General features: G+C 67.6%; 21 protein-coding genes, 1 pseudogene and 1 riboswitch. Of the genes and pseudogenes, 10 read left to right on the forward strand and 12 right to left on the reverse strand.

Annotation, left to right across the window (positions count from 1 at the left end):
* Window positions 1-55: 55 nt before the first annotated feature.
* Window positions 56-1,333 (reverse strand): multidrug effflux MFS transporter, encoded by a 1,278-nt coding sequence (locus E3O06_RS00510; protein ID WP_241979780.1) that lies wholly within the window; start codon window positions 1,331-1,333, stop codon window positions 56-58.
* A gap of 186 nt (window positions 1,334-1,519) precedes the next feature.
* Between E3O06_RS00510 and E3O06_RS00515 the strand changes: the two genes are divergently transcribed.
* Both E3O06_RS00515 and E3O06_RS00520 read left to right on the forward strand, forming a co-directional pair.
* Window positions 1,520-2,365 carry an NAD-dependent epimerase/dehydratase family protein gene (locus E3O06_RS00515; RefSeq protein ID WP_134501087.1) on the forward strand — a complete coding sequence of 282 codons (846 nt, stop codon included), beginning with the start codon at window positions 1,520-1,522 and terminating at the stop codon, window positions 2,363-2,365.
* Between the two features lie 251 nt (window positions 2,366-2,616).
* Window positions 2,617-3,498 carry a DsbA family protein gene (locus E3O06_RS00520; RefSeq protein WP_166788042.1) on the forward strand — a complete coding sequence of 294 codons (882 nt, stop codon included), beginning with the start codon at window positions 2,617-2,619 and terminating at the stop codon, window positions 3,496-3,498.
* 96 nt (window positions 3,499-3,594) lie between these two features.
* On the opposite strand, the gene crcB is transcribed toward E3O06_RS00520, so the two are convergent.
* The 4 genes from crcB to E3O06_RS00540 all read right to left on the reverse strand — a co-directional run bounded on the left by crcB (window position 3,595) and on the right by E3O06_RS00540 (window position 5,509).
* Window positions 3,595-3,975, reverse strand: a complete 381-nt coding sequence (gene crcB / locus E3O06_RS00525; protein ID WP_134501089.1) for a fluoride efflux transporter CrcB — start codon at window positions 3,973-3,975, stop codon at window positions 3,595-3,597.
* Entirely contained in the window at window positions 3,972-4,406 is a 435-nt protein-coding gene (locus E3O06_RS00530) for a CrcB family protein (RefSeq protein ID WP_134501090.1), read from the reverse strand. The genes crcB and E3O06_RS00530 overlap by 4 nt, the downstream gene beginning before the upstream one ends.
* A 41-nt stretch (window positions 4,407-4,447) precedes the next feature.
* A riboswitch (Fluoride riboswitch) is annotated at window positions 4,448-4,517 on the reverse strand.
* A gap of 10 nt (window positions 4,518-4,527) precedes the next feature.
* Window positions 4,528-5,028, reverse strand: a complete 501-nt coding sequence (locus E3O06_RS00535) for a universal stress protein (protein WP_241979781.1) — start codon at window positions 5,026-5,028, stop codon at window positions 4,528-4,530.
* A 124-nt stretch (window positions 5,029-5,152) separates the two neighbouring features.
* The gene (locus E3O06_RS00540; protein WP_420898853.1) at window positions 5,153-5,509 is read right to left on the reverse strand and encodes a metalloregulator ArsR/SmtB family transcription factor; all 357 of its coding nucleotides are present in this window, start codon (window positions 5,507-5,509) and stop codon (window positions 5,153-5,155) included.
* 108 nt (window positions 5,510-5,617) lie between these two features.
* On the opposite strand from E3O06_RS00540, the gene arsB reads away from it, so the two are divergent.
* Genes arsB through E3O06_RS00555 form a run of 3 tightly spaced genes read left to right on the forward strand, consistent with a single transcriptional unit; the run spans window position 5,618 to window position 7,783 of the window.
* Entirely contained in the window at window positions 5,618-6,721 is a 1,104-nt protein-coding gene (gene arsB, locus E3O06_RS00545; protein ID WP_255453485.1) for an ACR3 family arsenite efflux transporter, read from the forward strand.
* A 25-nt stretch (window positions 6,722-6,746) separates the two neighbouring features.
* Window positions 6,747-7,145: an arsenate reductase ArsC gene (locus E3O06_RS00550; RefSeq protein WP_134501093.1), complete on the forward strand. Its 399-nt coding sequence runs from the start codon at window positions 6,747-6,749 to the stop codon at window positions 7,143-7,145.
* Window positions 7,145-7,783, forward strand: a complete 639-nt coding sequence (locus E3O06_RS00555) for an arsenate reductase ArsC (RefSeq protein ID WP_134501094.1) — start codon at window positions 7,145-7,147, stop codon at window positions 7,781-7,783. Before E3O06_RS00550 ends, E3O06_RS00555 begins: the two co-directional genes overlap by 1 nt.
* A gap of 124 nt (window positions 7,784-7,907) precedes the next feature.
* Here E3O06_RS00555 and E3O06_RS00560 read toward each other — a convergent pair whose 3' ends face one another.
* The 5 genes and pseudogenes from E3O06_RS00560 to E3O06_RS00580 form a co-directional block, all read right to left on the reverse strand.
* Window positions 7,908-8,183 (reverse strand): metal-sensitive transcriptional regulator, encoded by a 276-nt coding sequence (locus tag E3O06_RS00560; RefSeq protein WP_134501095.1) that lies wholly within the window; start codon window positions 8,181-8,183, stop codon window positions 7,908-7,910.
* A 1-nt stretch (window position 8,184) separates the two neighbouring features.
* Entirely contained in the window at window positions 8,185-8,487 is a 303-nt protein-coding gene (locus E3O06_RS00565; RefSeq protein WP_134501096.1) for a rhodanese-like domain-containing protein, read from the reverse strand.
* Entirely contained in the window at window positions 8,484-10,148 is a 1,665-nt protein-coding gene (locus E3O06_RS00570; protein ID WP_134501097.1) for an FAD-dependent oxidoreductase, read from the reverse strand. The genes E3O06_RS00565 and E3O06_RS00570 overlap by 4 nt, the downstream gene beginning before the upstream one ends.
* 159 nt (window positions 10,149-10,307) lie before the next feature.
* Window positions 10,308-10,925: pseudogene (locus E3O06_RS00575) on the reverse strand (heavy metal translocating P-type ATPase); the annotation flags it as partial.
* A gap of 43 nt (window positions 10,926-10,968) precedes the next feature.
* The gene (locus tag E3O06_RS00580) at window positions 10,969-11,196 is read right to left on the reverse strand and encodes a heavy-metal-associated domain-containing protein (RefSeq protein WP_420898854.1); all 228 of its coding nucleotides are present in this window, start codon (window positions 11,194-11,196) and stop codon (window positions 10,969-10,971) included.
* A 131-nt stretch (window positions 11,197-11,327) separates the two neighbouring features.
* On the opposite strand from E3O06_RS00580, the gene E3O06_RS00585 reads away from it, so the two are divergent.
* A complete protein-coding gene (locus tag E3O06_RS00585; RefSeq protein ID WP_134501099.1) occupies window positions 11,328-11,636 on the forward strand; it encodes a metal-sensitive transcriptional regulator in 309 nt (102 codons plus the stop codon).
* Window positions 11,637-11,739: 103 nt separating this feature from the next.
* Window positions 11,740-12,399: a response regulator gene (locus tag E3O06_RS00590; RefSeq protein ID WP_134501100.1), complete on the forward strand. Its 660-nt coding sequence runs from the start codon at window positions 11,740-11,742 to the stop codon at window positions 12,397-12,399.
* On the opposite strand, the gene E3O06_RS00595 is transcribed toward E3O06_RS00590, so the two are convergent.
* A complete protein-coding gene (locus tag E3O06_RS00595) occupies window positions 12,299-14,077 on the reverse strand; it encodes a GAF domain-containing sensor histidine kinase (RefSeq protein WP_134501101.1) in 1,779 nt (592 codons plus the stop codon). The two genes, E3O06_RS00590 and E3O06_RS00595, sit on opposite strands and share 101 nt — an antisense overlap.
* Window positions 14,078-14,144: 67 nt before the next feature.
* On the reverse strand, window positions 14,145-14,999 hold the full coding sequence (locus E3O06_RS00600) for a universal stress protein (RefSeq protein WP_134501102.1): 855 nt from the start codon (window positions 14,997-14,999) through the stop codon (window positions 14,145-14,147).
* 257 nt (window positions 15,000-15,256) lie between these two features.
* Between E3O06_RS00600 and E3O06_RS00605 the strand changes: the two genes are divergently transcribed.
* The 3 genes from E3O06_RS00605 (at window position 15,257) to E3O06_RS00615 (ending at window position 17,707) form a co-directional block, all read left to right on the forward strand.
* Window positions 15,257-16,312: a zinc-dependent alcohol dehydrogenase family protein gene (locus tag E3O06_RS00605; RefSeq protein ID WP_134501103.1), complete on the forward strand. Its 1,056-nt coding sequence runs from the start codon at window positions 15,257-15,259 to the stop codon at window positions 16,310-16,312.
* 199 nt (window positions 16,313-16,511) lie between these two features.
* Window positions 16,512-16,718: a hypothetical protein gene (locus E3O06_RS00610; protein WP_134501104.1), complete on the forward strand. Its 207-nt coding sequence runs from the start codon at window positions 16,512-16,514 to the stop codon at window positions 16,716-16,718.
* A 110-nt stretch (window positions 16,719-16,828) separates the two neighbouring features.
* Window positions 16,829-17,707, forward strand: a complete 879-nt coding sequence (locus tag E3O06_RS00615; RefSeq protein WP_134501105.1) for a universal stress protein — start codon at window positions 16,829-16,831, stop codon at window positions 17,705-17,707.
* Window positions 17,708-17,820: the final 113 nt, after the last annotated feature.

Raw genomic sequence — 17,820 nt, forward strand, 5'->3', positions numbered from 1 at the left:
TTTCATAAGATGGGCCCAAGCGGCGAAAACCTCGACCGGGGTCGGGCGCGCCGCCTCAGCGGTCGAGTGCCGGCACGCGGCTCGGGCGCACGATGAGCCAGAGGGAGAGAATCGAGATGACCGCGGTGACCCCCATAACGGATGCCATCGGTATCGACGTTCCCACCCCGAGCACTCCCACAATCGGCGAGATCAGACCGGCCACACCGAAGTTGGCCGCGCCGAGCAGCGACGCCGCGGTTCCGGCCTCGTGACCGTGGGCGTTGAGCGCGATGACCTGTACGCTCGGCAGGGTGAAACCGCAGGCCGCGATGAAGAACCAGAGCGGCACGAGGGTGCCCCACAGGCCCACGCCGGCCAGGTCGAGCAGCACGATCGCGCCGGCGGTGATGACCAGAACCACCGTGGAGACCGACAGAATCCATTGCGGCCCGACGTTGAAGCGGTGCATCAGGCGCGAACTCAGCTGCACGCCGGTGACCACGCCGAGGGAGTTGACGGCGAACAGCAGGCCGTACTCCTGGGGGCTGAACCGGTACACGTCCTGGAACAGAAACGGTGACGCCGACAGGTAGGAGAACAGTCCGGTGAAGGTCATCGCGCCGATGATGGCGACGCCCACGAAGGTGCGGTCGCTGAGCACGGCCTTGTAGCGCTGACCCAGGGTGTTGTGCCCCTTCGCGTGGCGTTCGCTGTCGGGCAGGGTCTCGACGATCCAGAAGGCGACGGCCAGAATCACGACGACGCCGTAGGCGGCGAGCACCCAGAAGATGCCGCGCCAGTTCATGACGAGCAGCAGCTGCGACCCGATCACCGGAGCCAACACCGGCGCGAGGCCGCTGACCAGGGCCAGGCGGGAGAGCATGCGCACGAGCGGCTTGCCGCCGAACAGGTCGCGCACCATCGCCATCGCGACGACCGCGCCGGCCGCGGCGCCGAACCCCTGCAGAACCCTGAACAGCGCGAGCATGACGATCTCGTTCGACAGCGCAGCGCCGACACAGGCCAGAATATGCACACCGGTCGCGAGCATCAGCGGCAGCCGGCGGCCGACCTTGTCGCTCCACGGCCCCACGACCAGCTGCCCGAATCCGAAACCGATCATGGTCCCGGTCAAAGTGAGCTGGATAACCGACGGCAGCACACCGAATTCGCTCTCCAGCGTCGGGAACGCCGGCAGGTACAGGTCGATGGTGAACGGGCCGAGCGCAGTGAGCGCACCGAGAATCAGAATGTAGACGATGCGCTGGCGGCGAGTCAGTTTGTCCCCGGGATGCTCGGCGGTCGAGGTGAGTTGTGCGGCGCTAACCACGGGGATACTGGCGGTAATCACGAAAACGGATGTCCTTGGCTGGTTGTGAAGGCGAGGCGGCGGCTGCTTGCCCGGCCGCTCTGAAAGCAAGCTGGGGTAGACCGTCAGTATTCCCAACTTCGCGAAGTCCGTGACCAGATCCAGCAGGTCGCTGTGATAGGTTTCCCGGGTTCCTGCCCCGATTCACTCGATCACTCTGGAGTCCCCATGAGAATCATCGTCACCGGAGGAAGCGGAAAACTCGGCTGCAGCGTCGTCACACGGTTGGCCGACGACGGCCATGAGGTGCTCAACCTGGATCGGGTCGGCACGCGCGGCCCCGGTTTTCTCAGCATCGACCTCACCAACTACGGCGAGGTTCTCGACGCCTTTCACGGTGTCGACGACACCGCAACCGGGTTCGACGCGCTCGTGCACCTGGCGGCGGTGCCGGCTCCTGGCATCCGCCCCGATGTGGCAACGTTCCACAACAATATGCTCACGAGCTACAACGTCTTCCAGGCGGCTCGTCGCGTGGGCATCACCCGCATCGTCTACGCGTCGAGCGAGACGGTACTCGGCCTGCCGTTCGATCTCGACCCGCCCTATCTCCCGGTCGATGAGCAGTACGCCGCCCGGCCCGAAAGCACCTACTCGCTGGTCAAGCACCTGGAGGAGCAGCTGGCGATCCAGCTGGTGCGCTGGGACCGGACCCTGAGTATCACCGCGCTGCGTTTCTCGAACGTGATGGACCCCGAGGACTACGCTGCCTTCCCCGGCTACGACGAGAACGCGCGCAACCGCAAGTGGAACCTGTGGGGCTACATCGACGGGCGCGACGGCGCCCAGGCGGTGTCGCGGGCACTCACGACGGCCGGCCCGGGCTTTGAGACCTTCATCATCGCCGCAGCCGACACGGTGTCGAGCCGGTCCAGTTCCGATCTCGCTGCTGAGGTGTTCCCCCGGGTGGGATTCACCCGGCCGGTGACCGAACACGAGACCCTGCTCGGCATCGACAAGGCCCGCCGCCTGCTCGGTTACGCACCCGAGCACAGCTGGCGCGATCACGTCTGATCGCCGTCGCGCGCCGGGGCCAGGTCAGGAGATCCCGCAATGCGGCGGGCCGGCATCCGCTCTGGGTGAGGGAAACGGATGCCGCCGCCCGGCATTTTCCTGAGTCAGCCACCACCCGGATGGGTCACCTCCGGAGGCCCTCTCCCAGCGGCCTCCCAGCCAGTCTGAACCGGACCGTTAGGCGGGGCCGCTAACGTCGTAGGCAACGGCTGTTTCGGCAGCGCAGCGACGAACGAATGGTGAATTTCCGCATGAGCACTTCCGGCCCGGCCCGTCCGCCCAAGAAAGACCGCCGCGAGGAGGCTCGCGAAACCGCCCGGCTGATGCGCGCTGAGCAGGTCAAGCGGGACACCCGCCGCCGCCTCTTTCTGCGCGGCGGCATCGGTATCGGCCTGCTGGCCGTGGTCGCCATCGTCAGCCTCGTCATCGTCAACAACGTCAACGCACCGGCGGCGCCGGGACCGGCCAACATGGCCAGCGACGGCATTCTGCTCGGCAGCGACGGCACCACGGTGTCCGCCGCCACGACGACCGCCCTCGAAGCCGACGCCGACCCCGTCGCCACCGACCAGACGGCACTCGCCGATACGGCCAACATTGTGATGTACGTCGACTACCTCTGCCCCATCTGCGGCAATTTCGAGAAGACCAACGGCGAGCAGATCACGAGCTGGGTCACCGCCGGCAACGCCACCGTCGAAATCCACCCGATCTCGATTCTCGACCGACTCTCGTCGGGCAGCAAGTATGCCACCCGCGCCGCCAACGCCGCGGCCTGCGTCGCCAACTACGAACCCGACACGTTTCTCGCCTTCAACACGGCCATGTTCGCCGACCAGCCGGCCGAAAACACGACCGGCCTGACCAATGACGAACTGGCCAGCGTCGCCGAGTCGGCCGGGGTGACCTCCACCGAGGTCGCAAGCTGCATCACGGACCAGACCTACTCCGACTGGGTCGAAGCGTCGACGCAGCGCGCGCTCGCTGGCCCGATTCCGAACTCCGACATCGACACCGTCGAGGGGACTCCGACCGTGCTGGTGAACGGTGTGAAGTACGCCGGTTCCAATTCCGACGCCACCGCGTTCGAAGCGTTCGTCACCGAGCAGATGACCGCCACCGGCGGCGAGTAGCCCCCCTCCGCGTCCCATTTATTGACCGGGCCCGGGCCCGGAAACTGGGCCCATGATCAATCATGGGCCCAGTTCCGCAACCTGGGCCCGGCGCGACTAGCCGAGCGCGAGCCCGGCCCACAGGCCGAGCGCGGCAGCGACAACGGATGCGACGAGCATGCCGACACCGTTGGCCAGCGCGGCGAGATAGCGGTGCGCCTGTGCTAGCCGCACGGTTTCGAAGCTGGCCGTGCTGAACGTCGTGTACCCGCCAAGCAGGCCGATGCCGAGCACGAGGCTCCACTCCGGTGCGAGCAGATGGTTCAGGGCAAGCCCGGTGACGAGACCGAGCAGCAGCGAGCCGCTCACGTTGATGATCGTGGTGCCGTAGGGGAACGCCCCGCCGAGGCGGGTGCGCACGAGGCCGTCCAGAGCAAGGCGGGCGGCCGCGCCCACGCCGCCAGCGGCGGCGATCCCCAGGAACAGGAGCGGGGTCATCCGTTCTCCCCCCGAGCGGATGCCCGCCGGTGCAGCGCCGCGCCCACCACGATGCCCAGCCAGGTGGCGAGGCCGCCGAGCAGTACCGTGCCGAGGGCGTAAGCCAGGGCCATTCCGATGGCGCCGTCCCGCAGCAGCAGGGCGCTGTCGGTGGCGAGGGCGCTGTAGGTCGTGAATCCACCGAGCAGTCCGGTGCCGAGCAGCAGGCGCAGGTCGCGACGACCGCCGGCGTCCCGACCCCGGCGCATGAGGGCCTCGAGCAGCAGCCCGAGCAGCAGGGCACCGAGCAGGTTGATGCCGACGGTGGTCAATGGCACTGGAGCACCGGCTGCGAGACCGGCCGGCAGCAGCAGGCCGAGCGCTTCGCGCAGGGCGGTACCCAGGGTTCCGCCGAGAAAAACGAGGCCGAGGGAGCGCCAGTTCGGGTGCACGGCGCGCGGCCTGATCGTGTCGATGGTTCACCTGCCTGATGCATTCAGTAGGAACCATCAGCGCGGGCGGTTCGAGCGGATGCTCCGGCGGGATCCATCGCCGTGGCCAGAATACACCGCCCTATTCCGTCGACTCCCAGGGCAGCTCATCCCGGTAGGCGACCGGTGCCAGGGGAATGACCACGACCGGCCGGTGCTGCCGGTGCGCGAGGTGCACCGCAACGGAGCCGCCGAAGAATTCCTGCACGGTGGCCCGCACGCCCCGCTCGCGGGTGCCAACCACGATCATCGCGGCGTCGAGCGTGTCGGCGAGGTGGGAGAGGGCACGGGCCGGGTCGCCGGCCACGGCGCGGGTGGACCAGGTCAGGGTGCGGCCGACGAGCAGGGTCGTCAGGTGGGCGCGCAGGGCAACCGGAAAGCCCTCATCATCGAGGTCGACCAGGTCGGGGTCGACCGGCAGCGACATGATGCTGCCATCGGCGAACTCGTCGACAACATAGCGGCCCGGCTCCACCATGACACAGACCAGTTCGGCGTGAAACCGGTCCGCGAAGGCTGCGGCCTCCAGTACGACCGCGTCGGGCTGGCCAGGGACGACTCCGACGATCACGAAGGTACTCACGAACAACTCCATCCCGCCTCACGGCTGCGAGATCAGCTTGGCCGCTTTCGGTGCGCACGGCTAGGGCCGCCGCGATCGGAACCGGTGCGAGACCATCGCGCAGTCGCGGCAAGGCCCGCTCGGGTCAGACGCCCGCGAGCACCCCGGCGACAGACCCCAGCGCCCCGGGTACGAGGCTGTAATACGACCAGGTGCCGCGTTTGGCGCGGGTCAGGAACCCGGCATCGACGAGCACCTTGAGGTGGTGTGAGATGGTCGGCTGGCTCAGGGTCAGCTGGTCGGTCAGGTCGCAGACGCAGGCTTCCTGGTCGGCGTGAGCGGAAACGATCGAGATGATGCGCAGCCGGGCCGGGTCGGCGAGGGCCTTGAGCGAGCGGGCGAGGGCATCGGCGCTGTCCGGAGCCATGGCCGCGCGGGCCAGCGGGGACGAGCAGGCATCGGCTGAAATGTCGGTCAGTGGCAGGGTCCGGGTAAACGTCACGTGAACACACTCTCCTTAGATTGACATTGGTCGATGCAGTGTTCTAGCGTAGGCATCGACACCGATCAATGTTACCGCGAGTCGCTGTCGTCAATACTTTGGAGATTCGTGAGCATTACGGCGCCTGCCCCCACCCGTCTCGGCGCAATAGATCGACTGTTGCCGGTCTGGATCCTCGCCGCTATGGGCCTCGGCCTGCTGCTGGCCGTGTTCGTGCCGGCCGCCGGCGACCTGCTGCACGCGTTCACGATCGGGTCGATCAGCGTGCCGATCGCGATCGGACTGCTCGTCATGATGTACCCCGTGCTCGCCAAGGTGCGTTACACGGATGCCCGCGCCGTCGCCTCCGACAAGCGCCTGCTGGTCTCCTCCCTGCTGCTGAATTGGCTGGTGGGCCCGGCGCTCATGTTCGCCCTGGCCTGGATCTTTCTGCCTGACCTGCCGGAATACCGCACGGGCCTGATCATCGTGGGCCTCGCCCGCTGCATCGCCATGGTGCTGATCTGGAACGACCTCGCCTGCGGCGACCGTGAAGCCGCCGCCTTCCTCGTGGCCGTGAACTCGGTGTTCCAGGTCGTGGCCTTCGGCGCCCTCGGCTGGTTCTACCTGCAGGTGCTACCGGGATGGCTCGGCCTGCCCACCACGAGCGCCGAGTTCTCGATCTGGGCGATCACCGCGAGCGTGCTGGTGTTCCTCGGCATCCCGCTGCTGGCCGGTTACCTGTCGCGCCGCATCGGCGAGGCGCGCCGCGGCCGGGACTGGTACGAGGCGAAGTTTCTGCCCCGGGTCGGCCCGTTCGCCCTCTGGGGCCTGCTGTTCACGATCGTGATGCTGTTCGCCCTGCAGGGCCAGCAGGTCATCGACCACCCCGGCGATGTCGCTCGCATCGCGCTGCCGATGCTGGTCTACTTCGCGGTCATGTTCCTGGTCGGTTTTCTCACCGGGCGGCTGCTGCGCATGACCTACGAGCGCACCACGACGCTCGCTTTCACCGCCGCCGGCAACAACTTCGAGCTCGCCATCGCCGTCGCGATCGGCACCTTCGGCGCGCTCAGCGGCCAGGCCCTGGCCGGCATCGTCGGTCCGCTGATAGAGGTTCCCGCCCTAGTTGCCCTCGTCTATGTCGCCCTCTGGCTCAAGCCCCGCCTGTTCCCCGAGCGGATGCCGCCGGCCGACGCGCCGACGCCGGCCGCGGCATCCGCTCTCGTCTAAATCACACTCAAGAAGGAAGAGTTCCATGAAACCCTCCGTACTGTTCGTCTGCGTGCACAACGCCGGACGCTCGCAGATGGCCGCTGGCTTTCTGACCGCGCTGTCGCAGGGTCGCGTCGAGGTGCTTTCGGCCGGCTCGGAGCCGAAGGACCAGATCAACCCGGTGGCGATCGCCGCGATGGCCGAAGAGGGCATCGATATCGCCGGCAACGTTCCGAAGATCCTCACGACCGAGGCGGTCAAGCAGTCCGACGTCGTGATCACCATGGGCTGCGGCGACGCCTGCCCGATCTTCCCCGGCAAGCGCTACGAAGACTGGAAGCTCGACGACCCGGCCGGCCAGGGCATCGAGAGCGTGCGCCCGATTCGCGATGAGATCAAAGCGCGGATCGAGCAGCTGCTCACCGAGATCCTGCCGGCCTGATGCTTCCCGGTCTGAGCTACCCCGAAGAGTCACTCAAACGACTGGCCGGGGACCTCGCAGAGCGCTTTCACGGCATCTTCGCCGCCGAAACCGTGGAACGCTACGTGCTCGAGTCCTACACCGGGCTGCTCCGCACCTCGAGCGTGAAGGCGCACCTCACGACCCGCACCGCGCGGTTTGCGCTCGAACGCCTCACCGCGCTCGCCCAGGCCAAGGGTGCCATCGAGCGTGCCGTGCCCGAGGTGCTGTTCGTCTGCGAGCAGAATGCCGGCCGGTCACAGATGGCCGCGGTGTTCACCAACGCGCTGTCCGGTGGCGCCGTGCACGTGCGCTCGGCCGGATCGATGCCGTCGTCCGAGCTGAACCCCACCATGGTCGCGGTCATGACCGAGCTCGGCTTGTCGCTCGATGAGTCGTTCCCGAAGCCGCTGACCGACGACGTCGTGCAGGCTGCGGATGTCGTGATCACCATGGGCTGCGGCGACGCCTGCCCGATTTATCCCGGTAAGCGCTATGTGGACTGGGAACTCGTGGACCCGGCCGGCCAGCCGATCGACGAGGTGCGGCGCATCCGCGACCAGATCAAGGCCAACGTCACCGAGATGCTGGCAGGTCTCGGAGTGACCCCCGCGGTCTGAGCCCCCTGCTCTTTGCTTTCCGGGCCCGGGCCCGGAAAGCGGGCCCACGATAGATCATGGGCCCGCTTTCGTAAGGTGGGCCCGGCGAATAGGTGCCCCATCCGGCCGGCTCTGCCCGAAAGCGCTACGCGAGCGTCAGGAACAATTTCTCGAGCTCAGGCACCGTGAGCGAGTTCTCGCTGTCGGGGTTCGCGATGCAGTCGCGCATCGCGGTCGACACGATGACGAAGCCGGCTTTGTCGAGCGCGCTCGACACCGCGGCGAGCTGGGTGACGACATCGCGGCAGTTGCCGCCAGCCTCGACCGCGGCGATGACGGCGGTCAGTTGCCCCTGCGCCCGCCGCAACCGGTTCAGGATCTTCTTCTGCTCGGCCGCCCGGGCGTCGTCGGTGGTCGTCATCTCAAGCCCCCTGCTCGGTCGGAAGCCCGGCTTGCTGCCAGGCCCCGGTGCCACCGGCAATGTTCACGGCGTCATGGCCGTGGGCCGCGAGGTACTCGGCCACCTGCGCGCTGCGACCGCCGGCGGCGCAGATGACGTGCACCGGCACATCCGCTGGAATCTCGCCGATTCGTGCGACGACCTCGCCCATCGGAATGTGCACGACGCCGGGCACGTGGGCGGCTTCGTACTCCCACGGCTCGCGCACGTCGATGACGACGGGCTCGGCGAGCGCGGACAGTTCGGTGACGGTGATCTCTTTCATACGAGGACCCTTTCAGCAATGGGGGAAACAACAAGGCTAGACGTTCCGGCGAGCCAGGTGCGGTAGCCGCCGTCGAGGTTCTGCACATCGAAACCGTGCTGGGTGAGGATGCGCGCAGCGGTATGGCCGCGCTGGCCGACCTGGCAGTGCACGATGAGCGGCGCCCGCGGCAGGTCAGCGAGCCGCGCGCGCAACTCGTCGAGCGACACGTTGAGCGCGCCGGGAATGCTGCCCGCCGCGAACTCTCCGGCCGAGCGCACGTCGACGAGCACGGAGCCCGCCGCACGCGCCGCATCCAGTTCGTGCCACTGCAGGTTCACGCTCGTGCCCTGCGCCAGGTTGTCGGCGACATAGCCGAGCTGGTTGATCGGGTCTTTCGCCGAGGCATACTGCGGCGCGTAGGCGAGTTCGAGACGCGTCAAAGCGGATGCGCCCAGCCCCGCCGCCATCGCCACCGCGAGCACGTCGATGCGCTTGTCCACTCCTGCGCCGCCCACGATCTGCGCGCCGAGGATAGCGTCGGACTCGGCGTCGATGAGCAGCTTGATCGACATGCCCTCCGCGCCGGGAAAGTAGCCGGCATGGTTGGCGGGGTGCGTGTGCGCGATGCGGTGTGCGCGCCCGGCGTCGACGAGGCGTTTCTCGTTCCAGCCGACCAGTGCCACGGTGAGGCCGAAGATCCCCAGAATCCCGGTTCCGAGGGCCGGGGCGGCCTGCTCGGCGGTGCCGGCGATGCTGTCGGCGACCGAGCGTCCGTGTCGGTTCGCGAGTCCGGCCATGGTGACGAGCGTGCCGGAGCCGTCGACGGCATCCGTTTTCTCGACACCGTCGCCGACGGCGAAGATGAGCGGATCGCTTGTGGCCTGGGTGCCGTCGACCCAGACGCCGCCGCTCTCGCCGATGCGCAGGCCGGCCTGCTCGGCGAGGGTCACGTCGGGGCGCACGCCGCTCGCGTCGATCACGAGGTCGGCCGGCACGGTTGTGCCGTCGCTCAAGGTGACGCTCTGACCAGAATGCCCGGTCACGGTGGTGTTCAGGCGCACGTCGACGCCGCGTTCGCGCACGCGATCGAGCACGGGCGCTGCCATTTCGGGGTCGAGTGGGGTGAAGATCTGCGGCCCGCGCTGCACGAGGGTCACGTGCACGCCGCGGTGCACGAGGTTTTCGACGGCTTCGAGGCCGATGAATCCGCCCCCGATCACCACAGCGGATGCCGCGCCCGATTCTGCGAGCACGGCGGTGATGTGGTCGACGTCATCGACCGTGCGCAGCGTATGGGTGGGAATGGTGGTGTCGCTGACAGCTCCGGATCGGGCCGAGGCTCCGGCGGCGAGCACGAGGCGGTCGTAGTGCTCGGTATTCTCTTCGCCGGTGAGCATATCGCGCACGGAGACGGTCTGGGCTGCGCGGTCGATCTGCACGACCTCGGTGTCGACGCGCACGTCGAGTGAGAAGCGGGCTCCGAGCGATTGCGGGGTCTGCAACAGCAGGTCACCTCGATTACGGATGACTCCCCCGACGAAATAGGGCAGACCACAGTTCGCGAACGACACGTAGTGGCCGCGCTCGAACACGATGATCTCGGCCGTCTCGTCGAGCCGGCGCAACCTCGTTGCCGCTGACATTCCGCCCGCAACTCCGCCTACGATGATGATTTTCACATTTGCCTCCTCGATCAGGATACCCCAGGGGTATGCGTGTACAAGCCTCCGGGCGCGTGCTGCGGCATCCGCTCGCCTGGGCCCACCTTACGCAACCGGGCCCACGATAGATCATGGGCCCACTTTCCGGGCCCGGGCCCGGAAAGATAAACACCACACTCAGGTGACGGGCAACGCCCGAAACCCGCGCAGGCGCAGGCTATTCGTCACCACGAAGACCGACGAGAGGGCCATCGCCGCCCCGGCGATGAGCGGATTCAGCAGCCCGGCCATCGCGAGCGGAATCGCCGCGACGTTGTAAGCGAAGGCCCAGAACAGGTTGGCCTTGATCGTCGCGAGGGTGCGGCGAGCCAAGCGGATGGCATCCGCTGCGGCCAGCAGATCGCTGCGCATGAGCGTGAGGTCACTCGCCTCGATCGCCACATCGGTGCCAGAGCCCATCGCAATGCCGAGGTCAGCGGTCGCCAGGGCGACGGCATCGTTCACGCCGTCACCGACCATCGCGACCACGTGCCCCTGCGCCTGCAGAGAAGCAATCACCAGCGCCTTGTCGGCGGGCAGCACCCCGGCGGTGTTGTCGGTGATGCCGCACAGGTCCGCGACAGTCTGGGCGGCGGCAGCACTATCACCGGTCACCAGCATCGGCGTCAACCCGAGCGCCCGAAACCGCGCGATCGCGGCAGCGCTCGTGGGCTTCACGGTATCGGCGACGGTGAGCACGCCCCGAACCTCGTCGTCCCAGGCCACCATGACGGCCGTCTTGCCGAGCGCCTCGGCGCGCGGCGCAGGAGGTGCAGGTCAACCTGTTGACCGGCGGACATCAGACGGCTACCAGCTGGTAGCCCGCCTCCTCGACGGCCGCAGCGACCAGGGCGGGGTCGAGCTCCGACTCGCTCGTGACGGTCACCCGCGAGGTGCCGCCCGTGACGAGGTCTACGCTGACGGATTCGGCGCCCGCGAGAGCTGCGATCTCCGCGGTGACACTCGCGACGCAGTGGCTGCAGGTCATTCCGTCAACGCCGTAGGCGGTCGTGGTGCTCATCGTCATGCCTCACTGTCTTCTCCCCGCGAAGGTAATCTCCCCGAGAAGGGTCTTCGCCCCCGAAGGGGCCTTCATTTCCACCATACCCCTTGGGGGTACCATTCCCCAACCATACCCCAAGGGGGTACAGTGATGTCATGACCGAGTCAGAGACCCACGACGGCCCGCACGGCTACATCTCCAACAAGGACGCCTACCTCAAGCGCCTGCGCCGCATCGAGGGCCAGGCTCGCGGCCTGCAGGGCATGGTCATCGACGACAAGTACTGCATCGACATTCTCACGCAGATCTCGGCCATGACGAGCGCGCTCGAATCGGTCGCCCTCGGCCTGCTCGACGACCACCTGAACCACTGCGTTCTGCACGCGGCCATGGCCGGCGGCGCCGAAGCCGAGGCCAAGCTGCAGGAGGCATCCGCTGCCATTGCCCGGTTGGTGCGCTCTTAAGGACCTTTGGCCCTAGTCGCCGGGTGAGCCCGCGCGCAACACTGGAAAGACTTATAACCGAGCACCGGCCGCCTGCACCGCGCCCGGCCGGGAAGGACACCCCATGAACACCCCAGCGCGCACGACCGACCGCATTCGCGTCTTCATCCTCGACGACCACGAGCTGGTGCGCCGCGGCCTGCGCGAGCTACTCGAGGGCGAGGGCTTCGACGTGGTCGCCGACAGCGGGCTGGCAGCCGAAGCGACACCGCTGATTCTGCAGTTGCGACCCGATGTGGCCATTCTCGATGCCCGCCTGCCCGACGGCACCGGCATCGAGGTCTGCCGCGACGTGCGGTCGGCCGACCCCTCCGTGCACTGCCTCATTCTCACGAGCTACGACGACGAGCAGGCCCTGCGCGGCGCGGTGCTCGCCGGGGCGGCCGGCTACGTGCTCAAAGAGATTCGCAGCACCGACCTGCTCGGCAAGATCCGACGCGCGGCGGCCGGCGATTCACTGTTCGACCCGGCGGTCAAGGCGGGCATCATCGCCGGGCTGGCCGACCCGCAGGACGCCCGACTGGCGTCGCTCACCGCGCAGGAGCGCAAGGTGCTCGACCTGATCGGGGAGGGGCTGACCAACCGTGAAATCGGTCAGACCATGTTCCTCGCCGAGAAGACGGTCAAGAACTACGTGTCGTCGATGCTGGCGAAGCTGGATTTTCAGCGCCGAACCCAGGCTGCCGTGTACGTTGCGAAACGTGGAGACGAACACCCACGGTAACCTCCGGCACCGGCGCCGACCAGCGCAGCCGGGTACCCTCGCCCAGAACGCTGCGCACCGAGAACTTGCCGCCGAGCAGCGCCGCGCGCTCCTTCAGGTTGTCGAGGCCACTGCGCCGGGCGGGCTTGCGGAAGCCGCAGCCGTTGTCGGCGATCACGAGCTTGATGCGATCAGCGTCGGCGTCGACCGAGATGTCGATCGAGCTCGCCTGGGAATGCCGTGCAGCATTACTGAGTCCCTCCGAGATGACCGCGAGCAGGCTGCTGCCCAGCTCGTCGCTGAGCGGCGCATCGATCGGTCCAGACAGGCGGATGCGCGGCGCATACGGCAGGCTCGCCGCCCCCTCCTTGATCACGGCCAGAATGCGGCTGCTGAGCGTGCCGGTGTCCTGCGCCATTCCCCGCAGCGAATAGATCGTGTCGCGCAGTTCCCGAATGGTGTCGTCGAGCTCGTTGGTCACGGCGTTGATCCGGTCGAGCGCGATCGGATCGTTGGTGAACCGCCGCAGGCTCTGCATGCTCAGCCCGGCGGCGAACAGGCGCTGAATGACCAGGTCGTGCAGGTCGCGGGCGATGCGGTCGCGGTCACCGAGCACGGCCTGCTCCTCGCGCATGCGATGCACAGAGGCCAGTTCGAGCGCGAGCGACACCTGGGTACCGAAGACCGCGCTCATCTCCAGATCGGTGAGGCTGTAACCAGCGGATGCCGGCGCGCGCGACAGCAGGATCACGCCCTGCCCGTCCCCGGCCGGCCCGAGCGCGGCCACGAGGGTGGAACCCAGGAGCGACCAGTGCGCGGCGGGGCCGGGCGCGGCATCCGCTGCCTGCAATGGTGCTGGGTGCAGTGGCGGCCCGGCGAGCATGGCGGACCGGCCGGTCGCCCGCACGTCGCGCAAGACGTCGGCGTGCAGCAGCACGGTCGTGCCGACCAGGGCGGATGCAGACGCCAGAGACGCAGGCGCGCCGGCCGCAGCCGCACAGAACAAGCTGTCGCCGGTGGGAAACCCGATCACGGCGAGATCGGCGCCGGATGCTGCGAGCACCCGCTCGGCAACGAGGTCGAGGCCGTTGTCTTCGTCGCCGTCGACCGGTCGCAGCAGGTCGCGGCCCATTTCGGCGACCGCTTCGAGCCAGCGTGAACGACCGCGGGCCTCGTCGTAAAGGCGGGCGTTTTCGATCGTGACGCCGGCGGCCGCGGCGAGCGCGACGGCGAGTTCCTGGTCTTCGTCGGTGAAGTCGCCGCCGCCCTCTTTCTCGGTGAGATAGAGGTTGCCGAACACCGTGTCGCGTACCCGCACCGGCACACCGAGAAATGACTTCATCGGCGGGTGGTGCGCTGGAAAACCGAAGGAGTCGGGGTGATCGTGCAGGTCATGCAGGCGAATGGGGTGCGGTTCTCGAATGAGGAGGCCGAGCACGCCGTGCCCGACCGGCAGCGCGCCGATCTTGCGCACGGTCTCGTCGTCGAAGCCCACGGTGACGAAGTGGCTGAGCTCCTGGCCGGCGCCGATCACGCCGAGGGCGCCGAACCGGGCCTGCACGAGCTGGCAGGCCGCGGTGATGACGCGTTCGAGCACCGCTTCAAGGCTGAGGTCCTCGGCCACCGACACGACGGCATCGAGCAGGCCGCGCATTCGTTCCTGGGTGAGGGCAAGTTCGGCGGCAGTCTGATCCGTCATTGTTCTCGTCCCCGCCCATCAAGCCGCCTTAGGCTCTAACCTAAGCACGCTTTGGCGAGTGGTGCCCTTACTTATGGGTGGTTCTGGTGACAATTGTCGGGCAGGTGATGTGCAGGAGCACCTCGTGACTGACCGACCCCATCAGCAGTCGCTGCAGCGATCCGCGACCGCGGCTGCCCACCACGAGCAGTTGCGCGTTCCGGGCTGCGGCCACGAGCGCCCGGGCCGGCGATTCGTCGGTCTCGAGAACCTGGTGCACCACGAGGTCGGGGTAGCGTGCGCTGAGTCCGGCCACGGACTCGGCGAGCACGACGCGTTCCTCTTCCATGCGCTCGGTCACGGCCTCGGCCGGGATGCTGCGCAGCACGCGACGAGTCGGCAGGTGCACCGCGTACAGGGCGAACAGCTCCTGGCCGGTGCGGTCGGCCTCGGCCGCGGCGAACGCCACGGCGGTCACCGAGTCGGCCGAGCCGTCGACGCCGACGTAGACGCCGGATCTCTCGGCCTCGGGCAGCGAGGGGATGACGGCGACCGGGGAGGTAGCCAGCGCGGCGATCTGCAGGCTGACACTGCCGAACAGGTCACCCTCGACCCGGCTCTTACGCTCGGTGCCGACGACAATCAGGTCGGCGTCCTTCGACAGCTCGCTGAGCACGCGCGGCGCACTGCCGGTGCGCAGCTCGGTGTGGGTCACGACCGTGGGGGCGAGGGCCGCAGCGCGGGCGCCCGCTTCGGCGAGCAGCTTCTTCTCGGCGTCAAGGATGGAGTCGTAGTAGCCGTAGCCGTCGGCCAGCCAGGTTTCGTACACGGTGTGCATGAGCGTCACCGGGCTCTTCACGCTCTCCGCCCGGGCCATGGCCCACGCGAGGGCGGTCTCGCCGGCAGCCGAATCGTCGATGCCGACCACAATCATCCGGTTCATTGCTCTACCTCGTTCTGCAATCGAAAGGGCGGGCCCAGAGCTGGTGCTCCATCGCCTCCCGTCCATCCTGTCAGTCTGCGGGCCGCGCGAATAGGGCCGGAAGTCCCGATTAGCCGCCTATTCCCCGGGGCGGCTACGGGACCTTCGGCCCTAGCCGAACCGGGCACCCGGTCGTACCGTGGTTTTGACGGGTTCGCCCGCCCCCATTCGCCACAACCCCCATTCATCACACCCCATTCATCACAAAGGAGTTACTCGTGAAGGCACTTGTCTATGGCGGCCCCGGTCTGAAGAGCTGGACCGATGTTCCCGACCCGACGCTGCACAGCCCGACCGACGCCATCGTGCGCGTGGACACCACCACGATCTGCGGCACCGACCTGCACATTCTCAAGGGGGATGTTCCCGCCGTCACGGTCGGGCGCATCCTCGGCCATGAGGGCGTCGGCACGATCACCGAGATCGGCTCAGCGGTGAGCAACCTCACGGTCGGCGACCGGGTCATCATCTCGTGCATCAAGAGCTGCGGTCACTGCAGCAATTGCGGCAATGGCCTGTACTCGCACTGCCTCGGCGACGAGGGCGCCTCCGGCATCGGCTGGGTCTTCGGCCACCTCATCGACGGCACCCAGGCCGAGTTCGTGCGCGTGCCCTACGCCGACAACTCCCTGCACAAACTGCCTGAGGGCGTCAGCGACGACCAGGGCGTCATGCTCAGCGACATCCTTCCCACCGGTTTCGAGATCGGCGTACAGTACGGCCGGGTCAAGCCCGGCGATGTCGTCGCCGTGATCGGCGCCGGCCCGGTGGGCCTCGCCTCCATCGCCACAGCCGGTCTCTACGGTGCGGCGACCATCATCGCGATCGACCTCGACGAGAACCGCCTCGAGCGGGCCCGAGACTTCGGCGCCACCGACACGGTCGTCTCGGGCGCCGCCGACTGGAAAGAGCAGGTCCTGGCACTCACCGACGGGGCGGGCGTCGACGTGGCCATCGAGGCGGTCGGCATTCCGCAGACCTTCACCATGGCTACCGAGATCGTGCGACCGGGCGGCAACGTCGCCAACGTGGGCGTGCACGGCAAGCCGGTCGACCTGCACCTCGAGACCCTGTGGATCCAGAACATCAACATCAGCATGGGCCTGGTCAACGCCAACACCACGAAGATGCTGCTCAAGCTCGTCGCGAGCAAGAAGCTGCCGGCCGAGAAGCTGGCCACGCACCACTTCAGCTTCGACCAGTTCCTCGAGGCTTACGACACCTTCGGCCGCGCGGCCGAGACCAAGGCGCTCAAGGTCGTCATTTCCCGCTAGTCCGCTTCACTCCTAGAGGTTTTCATGCGCGCCCTGATCGTCTTTGAATCGATGTACGGCAATACCCGTCTCGTCGCGGAGGCGATCGGGCGCGGCCTGGACCCGGCCGAGGTGACCCTCGTTCCGACCGTTCAGGCTGCCGGGGTGGCCCTCGCAGGTCGACCTGCTCGTGGTCGGCGGCCCCACGCACGTGCACGGCATGAGTCGCCCGAGCACCCGCCAGGGCGCGATCGACGCGGCCGTCACCCCCCAGCACACCCTCCACCTCGAAGCGGATGCCGCCGGCAGCGGCGTGCGCGAATGGCTCGGCTCCCTGCCCGATCTGGCTGCGCCCCAATCACGGCGTGTCCCGAAATCTACCGGCGTTGCGTACCGTGCTGAGCGGATGTCGTCGCTGATCTCGTGACTTTCGGCCCTACTTGGGGATGATCGCCGTGGCTAACCTGAAAGGCAGAAGTCGGCGACGGTCACCCGAGAATTCACTCGCGGCCCAGCACCGCAGAAAGGGTTGGGCTCATGACTGACACGCTCACTACCGCCAAGATGGTGGTTGCCTGGGACGGAACGGAGCCGGCCCGAGCGGCCCTGAACTGGTCGCTGGCCCGTGCAATCGGCGGGGACCTCACGCTGGTGCAGGTGCTCGATCGCACGGTGTCGTCGGCGGACTATTTCGCGCTGGAGTCCACGACAGCACGCGCACGTGAGGTACTCAGCGATGATGCGGAGCGGGTCAGCGCGAAGTATCCGGCGCTGACGGTGCACTCCGAATTGCTCTCCGGAGACCCGATCTCCGAACTGCGCGCGCTGAGCGGAACGGACACCCTCGTCGTCGTCGGAACCCACCGTCGCCGCGGGTCGACCCTGCGCTACGAATGGTCGATGGGGGCACGCCTGGCCGGTTCGGCCAACGGACCCGTCGCGATCATTCCGGAGGGCGACAGCGCTGTGCCGTTCAACACCGGGCACACCGGCATCGTGGTCGGCGTCGACGGTTCGGCTGCTTCCAACGCCGCCATCGAATTCGCGGCGGCCGAAGCCGAGCGTTCCGGCGAAGACCTCATCGCGATCCATGCCTGGCAGGAACCGCTTGTCTGGCGCGACACGACCGAACCTGACGCCCGGTTTCTGGAGACCCTGGAGACCTCGCACCGACGCATCCTGGACGAGTCGCTGCGTACCGTCGCCGCCCGCTACTCGATGGTGCGCATCCGACCGTCGCTGGTGCGAGGCCCGGCCCAGTCGGTGCTGCTCGACGCAGCCCGCGGGGCTGCGCTGCTGGTCGTCGGCGACCACGGCATCAAAGGCCTGTCGAAATTGCTGCTCGGCTCCGTGAGTCACTCGATCGTCCTGAACATCCAGTCCCCGATGGTGGTCATCCCCGCCCCGACGGCCTGACCTCGCGCCCCGCGCGCCGGACCTGCCATTCATGCCACGATTTCGCGTGAACTTCGCAACCATCCGTCACGATAATATGTACTAGCCGTACCAATCAATCGTTTGTATTATTA

The organism is Cryobacterium glaciale (assembly GCF_004402535.1).
GTDB classification, from domain to species: Bacteria; Actinomycetota; Actinomycetes; order Actinomycetales; family Microbacteriaceae; genus Cryobacterium; species Cryobacterium glaciale.

Bases quoted from the DNA above. Each gene is read 5' to 3' on its own strand.
- E3O06_RS00595 (WP_134501101.1), bottom strand. From the start codon at position 14,077: ATGACGGATCAGACTGCCGCCGAACTTGCCCTCACCCAGGAACGAATG.
- E3O06_RS00600 (WP_134501102.1), bottom strand. From the start codon at position 14,999: ATGAACCGGATGATTGTGGTCGGCATCGACGATTCGGCTGCCGGCGAG.
- E3O06_RS00520 (WP_166788042.1), top strand. From the start codon at position 2,617: ATGAGCACTTCCGGCCCGGCCCGTCCGCCCAAGAAAGACCGCCGCGAG.
- E3O06_RS00580 (WP_420898854.1), bottom strand. From the start codon at position 11,196: ATGACGATGAGCACCACGACCGCCTACGGCGTTGACGGAATGACCTGC.
- E3O06_RS00590 (WP_134501100.1), top strand. From the start codon at position 11,740: ATGAACACCCCAGCGCGCACGACCGACCGCATTCGCGTCTTCATCCTC.
- E3O06_RS00555 (WP_134501094.1), top strand. From the start codon at position 7,145: ATGCTTCCCGGTCTGAGCTACCCCGAAGAGTCACTCAAACGACTGGCC.
- E3O06_RS00610 (WP_134501104.1), top strand. From the start codon at position 16,512: ATGAGTCGCCCGAGCACCCGCCAGGGCGCGATCGACGCGGCCGTCACC.
- E3O06_RS00565 (WP_134501096.1), bottom strand. From the start codon at position 8,487: ATGAAAGAGATCACCGTCACCGAACTGTCCGCGCTCGCCGAGCCCGTC.
- E3O06_RS00585 (WP_134501099.1), top strand. From the start codon at position 11,328: ATGACCGAGTCAGAGACCCACGACGGCCCGCACGGCTACATCTCCAAC.
- crcB (WP_134501089.1), bottom strand. From the start codon at position 3,975: ATGACCCCGCTCCTGTTCCTGGGGATCGCCGCCGCTGGCGGCGTGGGC.
- E3O06_RS00560 (WP_134501095.1), bottom strand. From the start codon at position 8,183: ATGACGACCACCGACGACGCCCGGGCGGCCGAGCAGAAGAAGATCCTG.
- E3O06_RS00515 (WP_134501087.1), top strand. From the start codon at position 1,520: ATGAGAATCATCGTCACCGGAGGAAGCGGAAAACTCGGCTGCAGCGTC.
- E3O06_RS00550 (WP_134501093.1), top strand. From the start codon at position 6,747: ATGAAACCCTCCGTACTGTTCGTCTGCGTGCACAACGCCGGACGCTCG.
- E3O06_RS00615 (WP_134501105.1), top strand. From the start codon at position 16,829: ATGACTGACACGCTCACTACCGCCAAGATGGTGGTTGCCTGGGACGGA.